The 20,682-nt window shown below is 67.5% G+C and carries 14 protein-coding genes; all 14 read left to right on the top strand.

Features of this window, described 5'->3' with window-relative positions; translation table 11 throughout:
• Nucleotides 1-86 precede the first annotated feature (86 nt).
• A complete protein-coding gene (locus tag DYQ94_RS15425; protein ID WP_126966644.1) occupies nucleotides 87-6,614 on the top strand; it encodes an ESPR-type extended signal peptide-containing protein in 6,528 nt (2,175 codons plus the stop codon).
• A 221-nt stretch (nucleotides 6,615-6,835) separates the two neighbouring features.
• The gene (locus DYQ94_RS15430) at nucleotides 6,836-8,719 is read left to right on the top strand and encodes a diffusible signal factor-regulated S8 family serine peptidase (RefSeq protein ID WP_016901936.1); all 1,884 of its coding nucleotides are present in this window, start codon (nucleotides 6,836-6,838) and stop codon (nucleotides 8,717-8,719) included.
• Nucleotides 8,720-8,848: 129 nt separating this feature from the next.
• Complete coding sequence (gene gspE / locus DYQ94_RS15435) at nucleotides 8,849-10,576, top strand: type II secretion system ATPase GspE (RefSeq protein WP_160955010.1); 1,728 nt, start codon at nucleotides 8,849-8,851, stop codon at nucleotides 10,574-10,576.
• A 175-nt stretch (nucleotides 10,577-10,751) separates the two neighbouring features.
• Nucleotides 10,752-11,969: a type II secretion system protein XpsF gene (gene xpsF / locus DYQ94_RS15440; RefSeq protein WP_047129329.1), complete on the top strand. Its 1,218-nt coding sequence runs from the start codon at nucleotides 10,752-10,754 to the stop codon at nucleotides 11,967-11,969.
• A gap of 123 nt (nucleotides 11,970-12,092) precedes the next feature.
• Nucleotides 12,093-12,524: a type II secretion system major pseudopilin GspG gene (gene gspG / locus DYQ94_RS15445; RefSeq protein ID WP_024939118.1), complete on the top strand. Its 432-nt coding sequence runs from the start codon at nucleotides 12,093-12,095 to the stop codon at nucleotides 12,522-12,524.
• 10 nt (nucleotides 12,525-12,534) lie between these two features.
• Entirely contained in the window at nucleotides 12,535-13,044 is a 510-nt protein-coding gene (gene xpsH, locus DYQ94_RS15450) for a type II secretion system protein XpsH (RefSeq protein ID WP_104570683.1), read from the top strand.
• Nucleotides 13,041-13,457: a type II secretion system protein XpsI gene (gene xpsI, locus DYQ94_RS15455; protein WP_029218999.1), complete on the top strand. Its 417-nt coding sequence runs from the start codon at nucleotides 13,041-13,043 to the stop codon at nucleotides 13,455-13,457. Before xpsH ends, xpsI begins: the two co-directional genes overlap by 4 nt.
• Nucleotides 13,454-14,089 (top strand): type II secretion system protein J, encoded by a 636-nt coding sequence (locus DYQ94_RS15460; RefSeq protein ID WP_016901925.1) that lies wholly within the window; start codon nucleotides 13,454-13,456, stop codon nucleotides 14,087-14,089. Before xpsI ends, DYQ94_RS15460 begins: the two co-directional genes overlap by 4 nt.
• Nucleotides 14,086-14,937, top strand: a complete 852-nt coding sequence (locus DYQ94_RS15465) for a type II secretion system minor pseudopilin (protein WP_016901924.1) — start codon at nucleotides 14,086-14,088, stop codon at nucleotides 14,935-14,937. The genes DYQ94_RS15460 and DYQ94_RS15465 overlap by 4 nt, the downstream gene beginning before the upstream one ends.
• Nucleotides 14,934-16,055, top strand: coding sequence for a PilN domain-containing protein (locus DYQ94_RS15470; RefSeq protein WP_029219000.1), 1,122 nt, complete (start codon nucleotides 14,934-14,936; stop codon nucleotides 16,053-16,055). The genes DYQ94_RS15465 and DYQ94_RS15470 overlap by 4 nt, the downstream gene beginning before the upstream one ends.
• Nucleotides 16,039-16,692 (top strand): type II secretion system protein GspM, encoded by a 654-nt coding sequence (gene gspM / locus DYQ94_RS15475; RefSeq protein ID WP_016901906.1) that lies wholly within the window; start codon nucleotides 16,039-16,041, stop codon nucleotides 16,690-16,692. The genes DYQ94_RS15470 and gspM overlap by 17 nt, the downstream gene beginning before the upstream one ends.
• Entirely contained in the window at nucleotides 16,682-17,473 is a 792-nt protein-coding gene (xpsN, locus tag DYQ94_RS15480; RefSeq protein WP_065032854.1) for a type II secretion system protein XpsN, read from the top strand. The genes gspM and xpsN overlap by 11 nt, the downstream gene beginning before the upstream one ends.
• Nucleotides 17,470-19,794, top strand: coding sequence for a type II secretion system secretin GspD (gene gspD, locus DYQ94_RS15485; RefSeq protein WP_126966646.1), 2,325 nt, complete (start codon nucleotides 17,470-17,472; stop codon nucleotides 19,792-19,794). The genes xpsN and gspD overlap by 4 nt, the downstream gene beginning before the upstream one ends.
• Nucleotides 19,791-20,630: a glycosyltransferase family 2 protein gene (locus DYQ94_RS15490; RefSeq protein ID WP_046344326.1), complete on the top strand. Its 840-nt coding sequence runs from the start codon at nucleotides 19,791-19,793 to the stop codon at nucleotides 20,628-20,630. The genes gspD and DYQ94_RS15490 overlap by 4 nt, the downstream gene beginning before the upstream one ends.
• The last annotated feature ends 52 nt before the right edge of the window (nucleotides 20,631-20,682 follow it).

Consider the following 20,682-nt stretch of genomic DNA (forward strand, 5'->3'; position numbering starts at 1 on the left):
CCACGGGGAACCGCAGCGGCTGGAACGCCTCGCGATGGTGGGTGTTCGTCAAAAAACCAGTCCCAACATTCAGGAGCAGTGCGTCGATGAATCGGATTTATCGCAAGGTCTGGAACAAATCGTTAGGCGTGTGGGCCGTGGCATCGGAATTGGCCAGCGGCGACAGCCCGGGCGCAGTGAGCACCGCCGCATTCATCGACCGCCGCCAGAGCCGTTGCCTGGTTGCCGCGATCGCCCTGGCGCTGGGTAGCGCCGGCATCGCACTCCCGCTTTCTGCAATGGCGCAATCGGTCGAGGTCGGCCGCGGCGCATCGGCACCTGCCGCCAACGCCACTGCCGTCGGCGCCGGCAGCCGCGCCAGCGCCACCGGCGCGCTCGCCAGCGGTGCCGACAGCAGCGCCAGCGGCGTGAACAGCAGCGCGATCGGCCGCCAGACCAATGCGATCGGCGAGAACGCAGTGGCCATCGGTTACAACAGCTTCGTACGCCAGAGCGGCGAAAACGGCGTCGCGCTGGGTGCAAACGCCGGCGTGACCGGTGCCAACTCGGTGGCGCTGGGCGCAGGCTCGCGCACCCACGAAGACGATGTGGTGTCGGTCGGCAGCGGCAATGGCCGCGGCGGCCCGGCCACGCGCCGCATCACCAATGTCGGCGCCGGCGTCAACGCCACCGACGCGGTCAACGTGGCGCAGTTGCGCGACGTGGCCGATGTGGCCGAAGACACGGCCACGTTCTTCAAGGCGACCCCGGGCGAAGACAGCGTCGGCGCCTATGTCGAAGGCGATAGCGCGCTGGCTGCCGGCGATGCCGCCAATGCGGTAGGCACGGCGACCACTGCGCTGGGAACCGGTGCCAATGCGGTGGCCGACAATGCCACTGCGGTCGGCGCCAATGCGCTCGCATCCGGGCAGAACAGCGCGGCATTCGGCCATAACGCGCAGGCCAACGGCCCTGGCAGCGTGGCCGTGGGCGGCGCTGCCGTGGACGAAGACGGCGAGCCGTTGGTCACCAACGGCGGCGTGCCGGTCACCACCGGCGCCACCAGTGCCGGCGTCGGCGGAACCGCAGTCGGCGCCAGCGCCAATGCCGATGGCTTCGCCGCCTCGTCGTTCGGCGTCGGTGCGTATGCGGCCGGGACGCAGTCTTCCGCGTTCGGTGCGGTAGCCAATGCGGCGGGCGATTACGCCACTGCGGTGGGCACGCAGACCAGCGCCAGCGGCACCAGCAGCACCGCTGTCGGTGGTCCGGTCGATTACATCCCGGGTCTGGGCTTCTTCGTACAGACCCAGGCCAGCGGCGAAGCCTCCACCGCGCTCGGCGCCGGTGCGATCGCATCGGGCAGCTACACCACGGCAGTGGGCACGCTCAGCGAAGCCTCCGGCACCGAAGCCACCGCGGTGGGTTACTTCGCCTATGCACCTGGCGAAGGTGCCACGGCAGTCGGCCCGGAATCCTGGGCCAGCGGCGAGCTGAGCACCGCGCTGGGTTACTACAGCACCGCACGCGGCGCCAACTCGGTGGCCTTGGGCGCCAATTCGGTGGCCACGCGCGCCAACACCGTGTCGGTGGGTGCGGCTGGCGACGAGCGTCAGATCACCAACGTCGCCGCCGGTACCGAAGGCAGCGATGCGGTCAATCTCGATCAGCTCACCGCCGTGTCCGACGTCGCCGCCACCACCGCACGCACGTTCGTGGCCACCGGCGATGGCACCGCGATTGCCGAAGGCGTGGACAGCGTTGCGGCCGGTTCCAATGCATCGGCTTACGAGGATTACAGCACTGCGCTGGGTTCGAGCAGCCTGGCGTCAGCGGTCAACACCACTGCGGTCGGCAGTGGTGCGGTGGCCAATGTCAACAATGCCACCGCGCTCGGCTTCAACAGTATCGCCAGCGACCGCTATGCCACTGCCGTGGGTGCCGACAGCACGGCGTCGGGTTTCTATGGCACTGCAGTCGGCGGCACCAGCGTGGCCAATGGTCGTGGTGGTACCGCGATCGGTTTCGAAAGCATCGCCAATGGCCTCGAATCCACCGCGCTCGGCTTTGCCAGCGTGGCCTGGGGCGACACCAGCACCGCAGTGGGTGCGGAAAGCACCGCCTACGGTGCGGGCAGCGTCGCGGTGGGCATCACCTCGGCCGCCAGCGGCAGCGTTTCGGTCGCCATCGGCGACAACGCCTATGCCGGCGGTGGGCGTGCAATCGCCATCGGTTCGCAGTCAGTCGGCTATGGCGATCGCAGCATTGCGCTCGGCACCGAGGCAGTCGTCGAAGGCGCAGACAGCATTGCGATCGGCGACGGCGCGCGGATTGCGGTCGACAACAGCGTTGCGCTGGGCGTCGGCGCAGTGGCCGATCGCGCCAGCACGGTGTCGGTGGGCACGGTTGGCGGCGAGCGTCAGATCACCAATGTCGCTGCCGGTACCGAAGGCACCGATGCGGTCAATCTGGATCAGCTCACGGCAGTGTCCGATGGCGCCGCCAACACCGCGCGCACGTTCGTCGCCACCGGTGACGGCACCGCAATTGCCGAAGGCGCCGACAGCGTTGCGGCAGGTTCCGATGCGTCGGCGCTCGCCGATAACAGCACGGCGCTGGGTGCCAGCAGTATCGCCAGCGGGCGCGGCGCAACCGCACTCGGTTATGAAAGCCTTGCCAACGGTGCTGCATCCACTGCGGTGGGTGTGGCCAGCGTGGCGTGGGGCCAGGGCAGCACGGCACTGGGTACCGACAGCGTGGCCTACGCCGACAACAGCGTGGCGCTGGGTGCCGGCGCGGTTGCCGATCGCGACAATACGGTGGCGGTCGGCAGCGTCGGTGGCGAGCGCCAGATCACCAATGTCGCCGCCGGTACCGAGGGTACCGATGCGGTGAACCTGGACCAGCTCAACGCAGTCGGCGAAACCGCCGAAACCACTGCGCGTCTGTTTGCCGGCACAGGTACCGGCACAGCCGATGCGCAGGGCGAGGACGCCACCGCAGCCGGCTCCAACGCTACCGCGGACGGCGATTACAGCAGCGCGTTCGGTTCCAGCAGCCAGGCCACTGCGATCGGCGCCGTCGCCATCGGCAGCGGTGCCAGCGCCACCGCGCAGTACGCCAATGCAGCAGGTTACAACGCCGCTGCCAGTGGCTACGGCAGCATTGCCAACGGCGCCTTCAGCCAGGCCAGCGGCGATTACGCCGTGGCCGTGGGTGGCGAGAGCGAAGCCGCCGGCGCGCAGAGCACCGCGCTGGGTGCGGCGGCAGGTGCGTATGGCGATGGTTCCCTGGCCGCTGGCACGCTGAGCGTGGCCGATGGCAGCGAAACCACCGCGGTGGGCTATTTCGCCAGCGCCAGTGGCGAGTCGGCCACTGCGGTCGGCGCAGAAAGCGTGGCCGATGGCACCAGCGCGGCGGCGTTCGGCTTCGGTGCCGAGGCCACCTCCAACTACTCCACCGCCTTGGGCGGCTATTCCAGTGCGACCGGTTTCAACAGCACCGCGCTGGGCAATTTCAGCACCGCCAGCGGCTCCAATACCGTGGCCGTGGGTGGCGATGCCACCGCAACCGGCGACTACAGCGTTGCAGCCGGCCAGGGCAGCGTGGCCAGCGGCTACAACAGCGTGTCGGTCGGTGGCGCCCTGCTCGGCCTGTTGCCGACTGAAGCCTCCGGGGACTACTCCACCGCGCTCGGCGGCGCGGCATGGGCACCGGGCCTCAACAGCACCGCGCTCGGCAATTTTGCCGAATCCACCGGCGAAGGCAGCGTGGCGCTGGGTGCCGATTCGGTGGCCGATCGCGATTTTGCAGTCTCGGTGGGCAGCGCCGGCAACGAGCGTCAGATCACCAACGTGGCCGCCGGTACGCAGGGCACCGACGCGGTGAATCTGGATCAGCTCAACGCCGTTGCCGAAACCGCACAATCCACCAGCAAGTACTTCCAGGCCAGCGGCAGCGATGACAGCGATGCCGGTGCCTACGTCGAGGGCGACAACGCCCTGGCCGCAGGCGAGGGCGCCAATGCCACCGGTACCGGCGCCACGGCGTTGGGTGCCGGTGCGCAGGCGGTGGTCGATAACGCAACGGCGGTTGGCGTGAGTGCGCTGGCCAGCGGAACCGGCGCAGCGGCGGTGGGCAACAACGCCCAGGCCACCGGCGAAAACAGCAGCGCCGTCGGCAGCAATGCCCTGGCCAGCGATGTCGGCGCCAGCGCAAACGGTGCCGGCGCGCAGGCAATTTCGACCTATGCGACCGCGCTCGGCAGCGAAGCGGTGGCATCGGACAACCAGGCCACCGCGGCCGGTTTCCGCAGCACCGCCTCCAATGTCGGCAGCGCCGCCTTCGGTGGTTACAGCGAATCCAGCGGCAGGCTGTCGTCGGCGCTGGGCTATGGTGCGGTGGCGTCCAGCGACTACAGCACCGCCGTGGGTGCCGCCGCACTGGCCTCCGGCGCAAGTGCAGTGGCCGTGGGCGAATTCAGCGAGGCCACCGGCGAAGAAAGCGTGGCCGTCGGCGGCAGCACGTTCTTCGGCTTCATCCCGGCGCGTGCCTCCGGCACCGGCGCTGCCGCATTCGGTGCGGGCGCGTGGGCCACGGCCGACTACACCACCGCCATCGGCTGGAATTCGTATGCCGACGGCGTCAATGCCACCGCGCTCGGTCAGAGCGCGGCGGCCCTTGCCGACAATACGCTTGCCCTGGGTGGCGGCAGCCGCGCCGATGCGGTCGGCGCCAGCGTGGTCGGTGTGGATGCATCGGCAACCGGCATCAACAGCACCGGTGTCGGTCGTCAGGTCAACGTGATCGGCGAGAACGCGGTGTCGGTCGGCTACAACTCGTTCGTGCGCCAGAGCGCGGTCAATGGTGTGGCCCTCGGTGCCAACGCCGGTGCGACCGGTGCCGATTCGGTGGCGCTGGGCTCGGGCTCGCGCACCTACGAAGCCGACACGGTGTCGATCGGCAGCGGCAATGGCCGCGGCGGTCCGGCCACGCGTCGCATCATCAATGTCAGCGACGGCCAGGCGGCGACCGATGCGGTCAACAAGGGCCAGCTGGATGCCCTGGCGGCCGATGTGCAGACCACCAACGGCATGGTGCAAACCACCGGTGAAGGGGTGGCCAGCGCAACCGGTGATCGCGCCACTGCCGCGGGCGCCGGTGCAACCGCCAGCGGCGCACGCAGCGTGGCGATCGCCTCCGGCAGCCGCGCCTCGGCCACCGGCGCCAGCGCCATGGGCGTGGACAGCAGCGCCAGCGGCGTGAACAGCACCGCGATGGGCCGGCAGACCAATTCCATCGGCGAAAACGGTGTGGCGTTGGGCTACAACTCCTTCGTGCGCCAGAGCGGTGCCAATGCGGTGGCGCTGGGTGCCAATGCCGGTGCCAGTGGTGCCGACTCGGTGGCGTTGGGCTCAGGCTCGCGTACCTACGATGCCAACGTGGTCTCGGTGGGTAGCGGCGATGGCCGCGGCGGCCCGGCCACGCGCCGCATCGTCAACGTCGGCAATGGTGCGATTGCCGGTGCCAGTACCGATGCGATCAATGGCGGCCAGCTGTTCCAGTCGCTCAGCAATGCCGCCAGCTTCCTCGGCGGTGGCGCGGCGATCGGTGCGCAGGGCGTGTTCGTCGCGCCGACCTACGTGATCCAGGGTGCCAGCTACAACAATGTCGGTGCGGCATTGACCGCGTTGGACAGCAAGGTCACCGAGCTGGATGCACGCGGTGGTACCGCAACGGCCAGCACCGCGGCACGCACGCTGTCGCTGCGCACTGCAGGGGTGCCTGCAGTGGCTGCGAGCGCAGTGAGCACGTCGGGCAACGCCGTTGCCGATACCGGCGCAGGCTTGCAGGGCACGCCGACCGCCGCAGTGGTCGGCAGCATCACCCCGGCTGCAACGTCCACCGCCGTCGGCACGGCCGCAGTGGCCAACCACGTGACCGGCACGGCGATCGGCGGCAGCGCGTATGCGCATGGCCCCAACGACACCGCAATCGGCAGCAATGCGCGCGTCAATGCCGATGGCAGCACCGCGGTCGGCGCCAATACGCAGATTGCCGCGGTGGCGACCAATGCGGTGGCGATGGGCGAAGGCGCGCAGGTCAGTGCGGCCTCCGGCACGGCGATCGGACAGGGCGCACGTGCGAGTGCGCAAGGTGCGGTCGCGCTGGGTCAGGGGTCGGTTGCCGATCGTGCCAACACGGTGTCGGTGGGCAGCGTCGGCGGCGAGCGTCAGGTGGCCAATGTGGCCGCCGGCACACGTGCCACCGATGCGGTCAACAAGGGCCAGCTGGACAACGGCGTTGCCGCGGCCAACAGCTATACCGACAGCCGCTACAACGCGATGGCCGACAGCTTCGAGACCTACCAGGGCGATATCGAAGACCGTCTGCGTCGGCAGAACCGTCGCCTGGATCGTCAGGGCGCGATGAGTTCGGCGATGTTGAACATGGCTGCCAGCGTCGGTGGTATCGCCACACAGAACCGCGTCGGTGCCGGCGTCGGTTTCCAGAACGGCGAATCGGCGTTGTCGGTGGGCTACCAGCGTGCGATCAGCCCGCGCGCCACCTTGACGGTGGGCGGCGCACTCAGCGGTGACGACAGTTCGATCGGTGTGGGTGCCGGCTTCGGCTGGTAACGCGCCGCTGCATGACACGCGGCGGCACCGATGTGCGCCGCCGCGCCAGAGCAAGGCCTGAGGGGGCGGGCAAGGACCGTGGCTGGGCCGGCCAACGGATTCGATGGAGTGATGGCCTTACCAGGAGTGGCTGATCGAACGCAGCGCGCTGCACCGCAGTTGCGCCGCAGTTCGCAAGCCGCTCCCAGCTGATCGACGAAAAACACGAAGAGGACTTCACCGTGATCGACAAGAATTTCCGTCTCTCCCCGCTGACCGGCGCCATCCTGATGATGGCGCTCGGTGCATCGGGCACGCTCGCTGCTGCCCCGAAACTGCTGGTCAAGGAACCGACCCAGGCAGCATCGGCCGGCGCTGCGTTCAGTAGCCGCCTGATCGTGCGCTACAAGGACAACACTGCTGCCGCGACCGATCGCGCCAGCAAGCTGAGCGCGGTGCAGGCCGCGGTCGGCCGTGTCGGTGCGAGCACCGGCGCACGCAGCAGCGCAGCCGCCGCCAAGGCGACGTATGTGCGCAAGCTCGGCATCGGCTCGGACCTGATCAAGCTGTCCAGCACGCTGACCACCGCCCAGGTGGACAAGGTGGTGGTCGAGCTCAAGAACGACCCGTCCGTGGCCGACGTGCAGATCGATCGCATGCTGCGCCCGGTCGACATCAAGAAGAGCGTCGCCGCCACCGACGTGACCCCGCAACTGGTCCCCAATGACCCGCTGTACGCGCAGTACCAGTGGCATCTGAGCAACCCCAACGGCGGCATCAATGCGCCGGCCGCTTGGGATCTGTCGCAGGGCGCGGGCGTGGTGGTGGCAGTGCTGGATACCGGCATCCTGCCGGGCCATCCCGACTTTGCCGGCAACCTGCTGCAGGGTTACGACTTCATCACCGATGCCGAAGTCTCGCGTCGTCCCACCGATGCCCGCGTGCCGGGCGCGCTGGATTACGGCGACTGGGAAGAGGCCGACAACGTCTGCTATGACGGCTCGGTGGCACAGGAGAGCTCCTGGCACGGCACCCACGTCTCGGGCACCGTGGCCGAGGCGACCAATAACGGTGTGGGCATGGCTGGCGTGGCGCCGAAGGCGACCATCCTGCCGGTGCGCGTGCTCGGCCGTTGCGGCGGCTACACCTCCGACATCGCCGATGCGATCGTCTGGGCGTCCGGCGGCACGGTCGCTGGCGTGCCGGCCAACACCAACCCGGCCGAGGTGATCAACATGAGCCTGGGCGGCGGCGAGCCCTGCGATTCGGCCACCCAGCTGGCGATCAACGGCGCGGTCGCGCGCGGCACCACCGTGGTGGTAGCGGCCGGCAACAGCGGCGAAGATGCGGCCAACCATTCGCCGGCCAGCTGCAACAACACCATCACCGTGGGTGCCACACGCATCACCGGCGGCATCACCTACTACTCCAACTACGGCAGCAAGGTCGACCTGTCCGGCCCGGGCGGCGGTGGCAGCGTGGACGGCAATCCGGGCGGTTACATCTGGCAGGCCGGCTACACCGGTGCGACCACGCCGACCTCGGGCACCTATACCTATATGGGCTTGGGTGGCACCTCGATGGCATCGCCGCACGTGGCCGGTGTCGTCGCCCTGGTGCAGAGCGCGGCGATCGGTCTGGGCGATGGCCCGCTGACCCCGGCCGCGGTGGAAGCCCTGCTCAAGCAGACCAGCCGTCGCTTCCCGGTGACCCCGCCGGCCAGCACCCCGATCGGCAGCGGCATCGTCGATGCCAAGGCCGCATTGGAAGCGGTGTTGGTGGAGCCCTGCGATCCGGCCACCGAGAGCTGCGCGCCGACCGCCATCGCCCTGACCAATAAGGCCCCGTTGACCGGCCTGAGCGGTGCTTACGCCAGTTCCACGCTGTACAGCTTCGAAGCCAAGGCCGGTGCCGTGCTCAGCTTCATGACCTATGGCGGCACCGGCGATGTGTCGGTATACGTCAGCCATGAAGCCGAGCCCAGCGCCACCAGTTACGACGCCAAGTCGACCCGCCCGGGCAACAGCGAAACCGTGCGTTTCACTGCCCCCAAGGCCGGCACCTACTACATCAAGTTGGTGGGCGCTGCCGACTACGCGAAGCTGACGCTCGTCGCACGACAGTAAGCCGTCTCATAGTGTGACCGATGCCCCCGGCCAATCACCGGGGGCATCGTTTTTCAGGGCGATTCAGATGCGTACGGTTGATCGTCGCGGCAAACTGCTACAGTCGGCGCCGGACCAGTGGAGACGAGTGTGAACGCGGTTGCCGTCGATCCAATTGAGCATCGCAGTGCGGAGACACGCATCGTCGAAGCGCTGCTTGAACGCCGTCGTCTGAAAGACACCGATCTGCTGCGCGCGCGCCAGTTGCAGACCGAATCCGGTATGGGCCTGCTGGCCTTGCTGGGCCGTCTGGGCCTGGTGTCCGAACGCGATCATGCGGAGACCTGCGCCGATGTGCTGGGTCTGCCGCTGGTGGATGCACGCCAGCTCGGCGATACCCCACCGGAAATGCTGCCGGAAGTGCAGGGACTGTCGCTGCGCTTCCTCAAACAATTTCATCTATGCCCGGTCGGCGAACGCGATGGCCGGCTGGAGTTGTGGATCGCCGATCCCTACGACGATTACGCGATCGACGCGGTGCGGCTTGCGACCGGTTGCCCGTTGTTGCTGCAGGTCGGCCTGCGCTCGGAAATCGATGACCTGATCGAGCGCTGGTACGGCCAGGGCCGCAGCGCGATGGGCACCATCGTGGAAACCGCCGATGGTGATGCCAACAGCAGCGACGATATCGAAGCGCTGCGCGACCTGGCGTCCGAAGCGCCGGTGATCCGGCTGGTGAATCTGGTGATCCAGCACGCGGTGGAACTGCGCGCATCGGACATCCATATCGAACCGTTCGAAAGCCGGCTCAAGGTGCGTTACCGCGTGGACGGTGTGCTGGTGGAAGGCGAAAGCCCGCCGGCCAAGCTCACCGCTGCGGTGATCAGCCGCATCAAGATCATGGCCAAGCTCAACATCGCCGAACGCCGGCTGCCGCAGGACGGCCGCATCATGCTGCGCGTGCAGGGCAAGGAGCTGGATCTGCGTGTCAGCACCGTGCCCACCGCGCACGGCGAGAGCGTGGTGATGCGCCTGCTCGACCGCGAAACGGTGGTGTTCGATTTCTACAAGCTCGGCTTCACCGAAGAGTTTCTGCCGCAGTTCCGCAAGGTGCTGGAGCAACCGCACGGCATCATGCTGGTGACCGGCCCGACCGGTTCGGGCAAGACCACCACGCTGTACACCGCGTTGAGCCAGCTCAACACCTCGGATGTGAAAATCATCACCGTCGAAGACCCGGTGGAATACCAGATCGAAGGCATCAACCAGATCCAGGCCAAACCGCAGATCGGGCTGGATTTTGCCAACGCGCTGCGCAGCATCGTGCGTCAGGATCCGGACATCATCATGATCGGCGAAATGCGCGATCTGGAAACCGCGCGCATCGCGATCCAGTCCGCGCTCACCGGCCATCTGGTGCTGTCCACGCTGCACACCAACAACGCGGCCGGCGGTATCACCCGTCTGCTCGACATGGGCGTGGAAGACTATCTGCTCACCTCCACCATCAACGGCATCCTGGCGCAGCGCCTGGTGCGCAAACTCGACCTGGCCAACGCCGAGCGCTACGTGGCATCGCCGGAAGAAATCGAACGCTTCAATCTGCGCCGGCTGCAACCGGACGGCGAGATCTACCTGTATCGTCCGCGCGCCTCGGCTGCCGCGCCGACCGGTTACCTGGGCCGCACCACCATCGTCGAATTCCTGGTGATGAACGACGAATTGCGGCGCGCGGTGATGCGTCGCGCCGGCATGGGCGAGATCGAACAACTGGCCCGCAAGGCCGGCATGCGCACCATGTACGAGGACGGCCTGTCCAAGGCCTTGCGCGGCGAGACCACCATCGAAGAAGTGCTGCGCGTGACGGAGGATGCGTGAGAGTCAACGGAGCCACAGCGAGCATCGGATGCTCAGGATCGGAAGATAGGCAGGGCAAGGTCCCGGCAACGCGTCGCGCGCGCGCGCGCGTGCGCCCGGTGGCGCCAACGCAGCGCAGGATCCTGCTTTTCCCGATTCCCGAATCCCGATTCCCCACTCTCGGCCGTCCAGCCTGATGCCCCTGTACCGCTACAAAGCGCTCGACGCCCATGGCGAAATGCTCGATGGCCAGATGGAAGCGGCCAGCGACGCGGACGTTGCGCTGCGCCTGCAGGAGCAGGGCCACCTGCCGGTGGAAACGCGCCTGGCCACCGGCGAAAACGACTCGCCGTCGCTGCGCATGCTGTTGCGCAAGAAGCCGTTCGACAACGCCGCGCTGGTGCAGTTCACCCAGCAGTTGTCCACGCTGATCGGGGCCGGCCAGCCGCTGGATCGCGCGTTGTCGATCCTGATGGATCTGCCCGAAGACGACAAAAGCCGGCGCGTGATCGGCGATGTGCGCGACACCGTGCGTGGCGGCGCGCCGCTGTCCTCGGCACTGGAACGCCAGCACGGGCTGTTTTCCAAGCTCTACATCAACATGGTGCGTGCGGGCGAAGCCGGCGGCAGCATGCAGGACACGCTGCAGCGCCTGGCCGATTACCTGGAGCGCAGCCGTGCGCTGCGCGGCAAGGTGATCAACGCACTGATCTATCCGGCGATCCTGCTGGCGGTGGTGGGCTGCGCGCTGCTGTTCCTGCTCGGCTATGTGGTGCCGCAGTTCGCGCAGATGTACGAAAGCCTAGACGTGGCCTTGCCGTGGTTCACCCAGGCGGTGTTGAGCGTGGGCCTGCTGGTGCGCGACTGGTGGGTGGTGTTGATCGTGGTGCCGGGCGTGCTCGGTCTGTGGCTGGATCGCAAGCGCCGCAATGCCGCGTTCCGTGCCGCGCTGGACGAGTGGTTGCTGCGGCAGAAAGTGGTCGGCAGCCTGATCGCGCGCCTGGAAACCGCACGGCTGACGCGCACGCTGGGCACCTTGCTGCGCAACGGCGTGCCGCTGCTGGCGGCGATCGGCATTGCGCGCAATGTGATGTCCAATCTGGCGCTGGTCGAAGATGTCGACGCCGCAGCCGACGACGTCAAGAACGGCCATGGCCTGGCGATGTCGCTGGCACGCGGCAAGCGCTTCCCGCGGCTGGCCCTGCAGATGATCCAGGTCGGCGAAGAATCGGGCGCCCTGGACACGATGCTGCTCAAGACCGCCGACACCTTCGAGCTGGAAACCGCGCAAGCCATCGACCGCGCGCTGGCCGCGCTGGTGCCGTTGATCACGCTGGTGCTGGCCTCGGTAGTGGGGCTTGTCATCATTTCGGTGCTGGTGCCGCTGTATGACCTGACCAATGCCATCGGATAACGTGGCGGCGGATTCACAACAACTTTCCGGTGACCGCGCGACACCCATGCGGGAACCATTGCAATGCCCGCCGTGTCATCTTCTGGCGGCAGCATCTTTCATCGACGTGCAAGGAAATCGTTCATGATCAAGCGCTCCATCACCCGTAGTCCGTCGCGTGCAGGCCAGGCCGGCATGAGCCTGCTGGAAATCATCATCGTCATCGTCCTGATCGGCGCGGTGCTGACCCTGGTCGGCAGCCGTGTACTCGGTGGTGCCGATCGCGGCAAGGCCAACCTGGCCAAGTCGCAGATCCAGACCCTGGCCGGCAAGATCGAGAATTTCCAGCTCGACACCGGCAAGTTGCCGAGCAAGCTCGATGATCTGGTGACCCAGCCCGGTGGCAGCAGCGGCTGGCTGGGCCCGTATGCCAAGCCGGCCGAACTCAATGACCCGTGGGGCCACACCATCGAATACCGCGCGCCCGGCGATGGCCAGCCGTTCGATCTGATCAGCCTGGGCAAGGACGGCCGCCCCGGTGGCAGCAGTTACGACGCGGACATCAAGTACCAATAAGCCGTTCGCCATGCGCGTTGCGTGTCAGCCGTTGCGTCATCCGCATGGAGTGGTCGGCCCTGGTCGTCCCCGCACGCGTGGCAGTTCGTTGCTGGAGATGTTGCTGGTCATCGCCCTGATCGCGATGGCCGGCGTATTGGCCGCCGCCGCGCTCAACGGCGGAATCGACGGCATGCGCCTGCGCACCGCCGGCAAGGCGATCGCCTCGCAGCTGCGCTATACGCGCACCCAGGCGATTGCCACCGGCACGCCGCAGCGGTTTCTGATCGATCCGCAGCAGCGCCGCTGGGAAGCACCCGGCGGCCATCACGGCGATCTGCCGTCGTCGCTGGAGGTGCGTTTCACCGGCGCGCGGCAGGTGCAGTCGCGGCAGGATCAGGGCGCCATCCAGTTCTTCCCCGATGGCGCCTCCACCGGCGGGCGCATCGATCTGCGCGTCAAGGATGCGACCTGGCGCGTGGACGTGGGCTGGATCACCGGCGAAGTGCGTTCCGGCCAGTTGCGGACGCCGTCGCCATGAAGCGCCAGCGCGGTTACACGCTGATCGAGGTGATCGTCGCCTTTGCGTTGTTGGCGCTGGCGTTGAGTCTGTTGCTGGGATCGCTGTCCGGTGCCGCGCGTCAGGTGCGCGCGGCCGACGAGAGCACGCGCGCCACCCTGCATGCGCAATCGTTGCTGGCAGCGCAGGGCATGGACAAACCGCTGGTGCCCGAGCAGCAGCAAGGCACCTTCGAAGACGGGCATTTCCGTTGGTCGATGGATGTGCGCCCGTACGACGAGCCGCGACGCAATCCGCAGGCGCCGGTCTCCCCCGGCGCGCACACGCTGCTGCAGCTGACCCTGGTGGTGCGCTGGGGCGAGCAGCCCAATCAGGTCCTGCAGTGGCGCACCTTGCGGCTGGTGGCTGCGGCGCAGCCGGGCAGCGCGCCATGAGTCGCTCGCGCAGTGCCGGCTTCACCTTGATCGAAGTGTTGCTGGCGACGATGTTGCTGGTCGGCGGGCTGGCATTGGCGTTTGCCACCTTGCGCTCGGCCAGTGCGGTCAGCCAGCGCGGCGAGGCGATTGCCCAGCGCAGCGAACGCGTGCGTGCGGTGGAAGAATTCCTGCGCCGGCGGCTGGCGGCGGCACTGCCGATCGCAATGGGCATCGACCCGCAGAGTCAGCAGCCGATGCTGTTCATCGGCGAACCGCAGCGCCTGCGTTTTGCCGCCGATGTACCGGATTACCTGGGCCGCGGTGGGCCGTACCTGCACGATCTGTCGGTGGCCGGCGATGGCGAGCAGCGCACGCTGCGGATCGCGTTGACCATGCTGCAATCGGGCAAGTCGATCGAAGAGGGCACCACGCTGCCGCCGGAAACACTTGCCGAAGACGTGCAGCAGGTGAGCTTTCGGTATCGCGGCATGGATCCGCAGAGCGGCCGCCTGAGCGCATGGTTGCCGCAGTGGGAATGGCACGACCGTCTGCCGTTGCTGGTGCGCATCGAGATCCGTAGCGGCGGTGCCGCCTGGCCGCCGCTGGTGGTGGCCTTGCCGCAATCCAGCAACCCGGGAGCAGGGCAATGAGCGCAATGCGCGGTGCCGCGCTGGTGTTGGTGCTGTGGCTGATTGCGCTGCTCACCGCGATGATCGGCGCATTCGCGCTGACCGCGCGGGTGGAAGCACTGCAGGGCAGCATGCTGCGCAATGGCGCGCAGGCGCAGGAATATGCGCGCTCCGGGCTGGAATACGCATTGTCCCGCCTGCAAAGCACCGACACCCAGGCACGCTGGCTTGCAGACGGCCGGCGCTATCGTTGGCAGATGGACGATGCCACGGTGGAGATCCGCATTACCGATGAAAGCGGCAAGGTGGACTTGAACATGGCCGAGCCCGCGCTGCTGGCCGGCCTGGTACGCGCGGTCGGTGGCGAGCAGGGCCGCGATACGCGCATTGCCGGCGCGATCGTCGACTGGCGCGATGGCGATTCGCTCAGCCAGCCCGGCGGTGGCGCGGAAGACCGCGATTATGCCGATGCCGGATTGCCATACGGTGCCAAGGATGGCCCGTTCGAAACGCTGGGCGAGTTGCGCCTGGTGCTGGGAATGGATGGCGAGCTGTATCGCAAGCTGTTGCCCAACCTCACCCTGTACAGCGGACGCTCGCGCCCCGAAGCGCGCTTTGCGCCGGGCCCGGTGCTGACCGCGATGGGCCTGGATGCGCGGCAACTGCTGGCCCAGCGTGACGCGCCGCCGGGTTTGCCGGGCAGCGAGGCGACGGTCGGTGGGTCGGACACTTATAGTATCGAGAGCCGGGCGCGACTGAGTCAGGGACGCGAGGCTGTGTTGCGGGCGGTGGTCTCCACCAGTGCGTCCGCATTACCTGGGTCTGCATATACCGTGTTGCGTTGGGAAGAGGGAGCAGCAGTGCAATGACCGCATGGCGGGACACCTTGGGTCGTATCGGCGTACGCGCCATGCCGGGAGCCGGAGGCTTCTGGCGTTGGTGGCAACAATCGCTGCTGGCCTGGCTGCCGCAGCGCTGGCAATGGCAGTTGGGCCTGTCGCCGTCGCGGCTGTTGTTGCAGCCCGATGGGCAGGCGTTGCAGTTGCTGCGTCAGCGCGATCACAGCAGCGAGACCATCGCCAGCCTGCCGTGGCCGGTGCAGCCGCAGGAAGTGCATGCCTTGTTGCCGACCGCGCTGGAAGGCCTGCCGCGGCATTGGCTGCTGCCGGCCGCGCATGCCTTGCGTCGTCCGTTGCGCCTGCCTGCTGCGGCAGCGGCGCGCCTGCAGGATGTGGCGCGCTTCGAGATCGATCGGCAAACCCCGTTCACTGCCGACCAGGTGTACTTCGATGCGCGCGTGCTGGACGTGCGCGAGGACGGCCAGCTCGATGCCGAACTGGTGGTGGTGCCGCGGCGCCTGATCGATGGCCCGGACGGCGTGCCCGACGCATGGGCCAGCGCCTTGTCCGGCATCGATGTCGCCAATGCGCAGGGCCTGCCACTGGGCGTGAACCTGCTGCCGCCGGCGCGGCGGCTGCGGCGCAGCGACCCGATGCAGCGCTGGAATCTGTTGCTGGCCGCCGCCGCACTGGTGCTGCTGGCCGTGGCCGGCTGGCTGCTGCTGGACAACCGCCGCCAGGCCGCCGACGACTTGCGTGCCAAGGTGCAGGCCAACGCCGCACGTGCGCGCCAGGTCGCCGCCGAACGCCAGCAATTGCTGGATCTGGTCGAAGGGGCCAACTTCTTTCAGCAGCAACGCGCCACCCGCCCCACCTCGGTGGAAATCTGGGACGAGCTGAGCCGGCGTCTGCCGGGCGGCACCTATCTGGAAAAATTCTCGGTCGAAGGCGGGCAATTGCAGTTGATCGGCTTGAGCAACGAAGCCTCCTCGCTGGTGCGGCGCCTGGAAGGCTCGCCACTGTGGCGCACGCCCTCGCTGACCGGCGTACTGCAGAGCGATGCCGGTCGCAACGTCGACCGCTTCACCATCACCGCCGAACTGGCCGGCCCCGATGCCAAGGAGGCGGCCGATGCCACGCAGCGTTAAGCGCGATCGCTGGATCGCTTTGGGCCTGCTGTTGCTGGTGATCGGCGTGGCCTATCTGGTGCTGGTGCACCCCTGGTTCACCCAGCCGATGATCGCGGTGCAGGACGACCTGCAAGCGCTGCGCGAGCGCGAGCTGCGCGTGCGCGTGCAACTGCAGCAGGCGCCGGAAGTCAGCAAACGGCTACGCCAGGCGCGCCAGACCCTGGAAAGCCGCCCGGGCTTCCTGCCGGAAACCTCGGCCGAACTGGCATCGGCCGGCCTGGTGCAGCGGCTGGAACGCGCGGTGGTGGAAGCCAGCCCCGGCAACCGCAGCTGCGCGATCAGCAACCGCTCGCCGCTACAGCCAGAAAGCAAGGACCGCTTCACCCGCGTCGCGGTGCAGGTGCGCCTGCGCTGCGGCACGCCGGAGCTGGCCTCGGTGCTGTACAGCCTGGAAAACGGCACCCCGCGCCTGTTCGTGGACAACCTCAACGTGATGGCGCAGCGCTACCAACTCTCGCCCAACGAAAGCGGCAACGGCCTGGACATCGCCTTCGAACTGGCCGGCTACCTGCGCCCCGGCGCCAGCGCCGCGCCGTTGAACACCGACGCCGCGCCCGCCGCCCCCGACGCCGCGGAGGCCAGCAATGCGCCTTGACATGATCGGTCTGCGCACCTGGCTGCTGGCCACCGTGGTCGGCTGGGCGCTGCTGGTGTGCGTGCTGGCCGTGGCCGGGCTGGGCAAGCGCGTGGAGCTGCTGCCGGACGACCCGGCCCTGGTGCAGCGCCTGCCCACCCTGCCGGCACCGGCGCCGGAACGGCTGGGCGCGTTCGAAAAATATTCGGAGATCGCCGCGCATCCGGCCTTCGCCGAAGACCGCCTGCCGCATCCGTTCTTCCTGTCCGGCAACGACGGCAGCAGTGCCGCCTCGACGGTGCGCCTGACCGGCGTGCTGCTGACGGACAACTTCAAGATGGCCACGCTGACGCTGGACCCACAGGATTCGGTGCGGGTGCAGTTGGGCGGCGAAGCGGTCAAGGGCTGGCGCCTGCTCGCCCTGCAGCCGCGCAGCGCAACCATCGAAGGCCCCGGCGGCACCCAGACACTGGAGCTGCACGTGTTCAACGGCCTGGGCGGGCAACCGCCCACCGCCAATGCGGGCGCGCGTGGCGCTGCCGGCGCCGTCCCGCCATTACCGTCGCCCGATGCCGCCGCGGTCGCACCGACGCAGCCGCCGCAGACCCAGCCCACCACGCCGCCACAGCAGCCCGGTGGGCAGACACCGCCGACGGTGCCGCCGCAGCGCAGCGATGGCGCCCAGGAAGCCCCACGCCCCTCCGATGATCAGATGCGCGCCATCCGCGAACGTATCGAAGCCCGACGCCGCCAGCTGCAACAGCAGCGCCAGAGCGGCTCTACCCCCGGTCAGACCCAATGAGTGAACGCATGACGCAGCGCCTGTTTCCCGTGTCCCTGCTGATCGGCCTGCTGGCCGGTTGCGCCACCACTCCGCCGCCGGACGTGCGCCGCGACGCGCGCCTGGACCCGCAAGTCGGCGCCGCCGGCGCTACTCAGACCGGTGCCGAGCAACGCGCCGAGGGCAATGCCAGCGCCAAGCCCACCCCGGTGATCCGGCGTGGCAGCGGCACCATGATCAACCAGAGCGCGGCGAGCGCGCCGGCACCGACGCTGGGCATGGCCAGCAGCGGCAGCGCCACCTTCAATTTCGAAGGCGAGTCGGTGCAGGCGGTGGTCAAGGCGATCCTGGGCGACATGCTCGGGCAGAACTACGTCATCGCCCCCGGCGTGCAGGGCACCGTGACCCTGGCCACGCCCAATCCGGTCTCGCCGGCGCAGGCCTTGAACCTACTGGAAATGGTGCTGGGCTGGAACAACGCACGCATGGTGTTCAGCGGCGGCCGCTACAACATCGTGCCGGCCGACCAGGCGCTGGCCGGCACCGTCGCGCCCAGCACCGCATCACCGTCTGCCGCGCGCGGTTTCGAAGTGCGCGTGGTGCCGTTGAAGTTCATCTCCGCCAGCGAAATGAAGAAGGTGCTCGAGCCCTATGCGCGCCCGAACGCCATCGTCGGCACCGATCCCTCGCGCAACGTGATCACCCTGGGCGGCACCCGCGCCGAGCTGGAAAACTACCTGCGCACCGTGCAGATCTTCGATGTGGACTGGCTGTCGGGCATGTCGGTGGGCGTGTTCCCGATCCAGTCCGGCAAGGCCGAAAAGGTCTCGGCCGATCTGGAGAAGGTATTCGGCGAACAGAGCAAGACACCAAGCGCCGGCATGTTCCGTTTCATGCCGCTGGAAAACGCCAACGCGGTGCTGGTGATCACCCCGCAGCCGCGCTACCTGGACCAGATCCAGCAGTGGCTGGACCGCATCGACAGCGCCGGCGGTGGCGTGCGGCTGTTCTCGTACGAGTTGAAGTACATCAAGGCCAAGGACCTGGCCGACCGCCTGTCGGAAGTGTTCGGTGGGCGCGGCAACAACAGCGACTCCAACGCCTCGCTGGCCCCGGGCTCGGAAACCAGCGTGCTCGGCGGCGCCCTGGGTAACCGCGACAGCAGCATGGGCGGTAGCTCGGGCACCACCGGCGGCAGCATCGGCGAAAGCAGCGATGGCAGCTCCTCTGGCAGCAGCTTCGGCGGCAGCAGCGGCAGTGGAAGCAGCAGCGGTGGACTGGGCAACGGCAGCCTGCAGCTGTCGCCGCGCAGCAACGGCAATGGCGCGGTGACGCTGGAAGTGGAAGGCGACAAGGTCGGCGTGTCGGCGGTGGCCGAAACCAATACCTTGCTGGTGCGCGCCACCCCGCAGTCGTGGAATTCGATCCGCGACGTCATCGAAAAGCTCGATGTGATGCCGATGCAGGTGCATATCGAGGCGCAGGTGGCCGAGGTGAATTTGACCGGTGCGCTGAGTTACGGCGTTAACTGGTATTTTGAAAATGCAGTAAATGCACCGGCAACCGCGACCGATGGCGGTCTGACCAATGGAACGGGCATCGGTCTGGGAGCTGGTCTTGCAAATGCAGCGGGACGTAACATCTGGGGTGACATCGCCGGGAAAGTCGGCAGTGGAGGGCTTGCTTGGAGTTTTCTCGGCAAGAATGCTGCGGCCATCATCACTGCACTGGACCGTGTAACCAACGTCCGCCTGTTGCAAACGCCGTCGGTATTTGTTCGAAACAATGCCGAGGCTACACTTAATGTCGGATCGCGTATCGCAATTAACTCAACTTCCATCAATACCGGTCTTGGTAGCGACAGTAGCTTCTCTTCAGTCCAATACATCGACACGGGCGTGATTCTGAAAGTGCGTCCACGCGTAACCAAGGATGGAATGGTGTTTTTGGATATAGTTCAAGAAGTCAGCAGTCCAGGCGACCGTCCAGCTGCGTGTACGTCAGCAACGGCAACCGTCAATGCTGCAGCTTGTAATGTCGACATCAATACACGTCGGGTCAAAACTGAGGCCGCAGTGCAGAGCGGTGACACCATCATGTTGGCCGGTCTGATCGACGACAGCACGACCGACACCAGCGACGGCGTTCCGTTCCTCAGCAAGTTGCCCGTAGTAGGTGCGCTGTTTGGAACTAAAGGCAAAAACAACACTCGCCGCGAAGTCATCGTGCTGATCACTCCGTCGATCGTGCGCAACCCGCAGGAAGCGCGCAATCTCACCGACGAATACGGCCAGAAGTTCAAAGCCATGGAGCCGCTGAAACCCAGCCAGAAGCCGCAATGAGTGCGGCATTGCCCGTCGTGCTGGTGCCGGTCGGCACCGACGACGAGGCCCTGGATGCCTGTCTGGGCGCAATGGATGCCGCCACGCCCGCCGGCACGCGGGTGTGGTTGGCCGACGACGCGCAGGCCGGCCCGCGCGGCCGCGCGGTGATCGCGCACTGGTTGGCGCGCACGCGGCTGCAGGCGCATCACACCCGTCGTCAGCGCATGCTCGGCGAGGTGGCCCATCTGGACGAAATGCTCAGCGGCTGCGGCGATGCCGATGTGGTGGTGCTGGGTGTGGATGCCTGCCCGCTGCCGGGGTGGTTGAATCAGCTCGACGCCTGCTTTGCGCGTGATGCGGCGATCGCCACCGCCACCCCGTGGAGCAATGTGGGCGAAGCCTGCAGCTGGCCACGCCTGGGCGAACTCAATCCGATGCCTGCCGCGCCGGAGCGGCTCGCCGCTGCGTGCGCGGCGATGCCGCCATTGCATCCGGAACTGCCGTCGGCAATCGGCCACGCGGTGCTGCTGCGCGGCAGCGCGCGGCGCAAGGCCGGCGGCCTGGACGCCAGCAGCTATGGCTCCTGGTATGCGGCACTGGTGGACCTGAGCCTGCGCATGGCTGGCCTGGGATGGCGCAACGTGCTGTGCGACACCGCCTTTGTCGCCTCGCCGCACGAAGGCCGCCCTGCCGATGGCGACATGGATGCACTGGCCACACGCTGGCCGGCCTGGCACGCACGCCTGGCCAACTTCCTGATGCACGACCCGCTACGTGCGCAGCGCGATCAACTCGCGCAGTTGCTAGCCGATTTACCGCCGCCGGATCCACAACGCAGGCTATTTGACGCGTAGAACAGCTTCCAAAGCGGCATGCTCACCGTCAGGTGGGCGCAGTCGGTGTTCG

The sequence above is a fragment of the Xanthomonas sp. LMG 8993 genome (assembly GCF_009835065.2).
GTDB classification, from domain to species: domain Bacteria; phylum Pseudomonadota; class Gammaproteobacteria; order Xanthomonadales; family Xanthomonadaceae; genus Xanthomonas; species Xanthomonas arboricola.

Excerpts from the sequence above, each read along its gene's own strand:
- DYQ94_RS15425 (WP_126966644.1), top strand. The coding sequence starts at position 87 with ATGAATCGGATTTATCGCAAGGTCTGGAACAAATCGTTAGGCGTGTGG.
- xpsF (WP_047129329.1), top strand. The coding sequence starts at position 10,752 with ATGCCCCTGTACCGCTACAAAGCGCTCGACGCCCATGGCGAAATGCTC.
- gspG (WP_024939118.1), top strand. The coding sequence starts at position 12,093 with ATGATCAAGCGCTCCATCACCCGTAGTCCGTCGCGTGCAGGCCAGGCC.
- xpsH (WP_104570683.1), top strand. The coding sequence starts at position 12,535 with ATGCGCGTTGCGTGTCAGCCGTTGCGTCATCCGCATGGAGTGGTCGGC.
- xpsI (WP_029218999.1), top strand. The coding sequence starts at position 13,041 with ATGAAGCGCCAGCGCGGTTACACGCTGATCGAGGTGATCGTCGCCTTT.
- DYQ94_RS15460 (WP_016901925.1), top strand. The coding sequence starts at position 13,454 with ATGAGTCGCTCGCGCAGTGCCGGCTTCACCTTGATCGAAGTGTTGCTG.
- DYQ94_RS15465 (WP_016901924.1), top strand. The coding sequence starts at position 14,086 with ATGAGCGCAATGCGCGGTGCCGCGCTGGTGTTGGTGCTGTGGCTGATT.
- DYQ94_RS15470 (WP_029219000.1), top strand. The coding sequence starts at position 14,934 with ATGACCGCATGGCGGGACACCTTGGGTCGTATCGGCGTACGCGCCATG.
- gspM (WP_016901906.1), top strand. The coding sequence starts at position 16,039 with ATGCCACGCAGCGTTAAGCGCGATCGCTGGATCGCTTTGGGCCTGCTG.
- xpsN (WP_065032854.1), top strand. The coding sequence starts at position 16,682 with ATGCGCCTTGACATGATCGGTCTGCGCACCTGGCTGCTGGCCACCGTG.
- gspD (WP_126966646.1), top strand. The coding sequence starts at position 17,470 with ATGAGTGAACGCATGACGCAGCGCCTGTTTCCCGTGTCCCTGCTGATC.
- DYQ94_RS15490 (WP_046344326.1), top strand. The coding sequence starts at position 19,791 with ATGAGTGCGGCATTGCCCGTCGTGCTGGTGCCGGTCGGCACCGACGAC.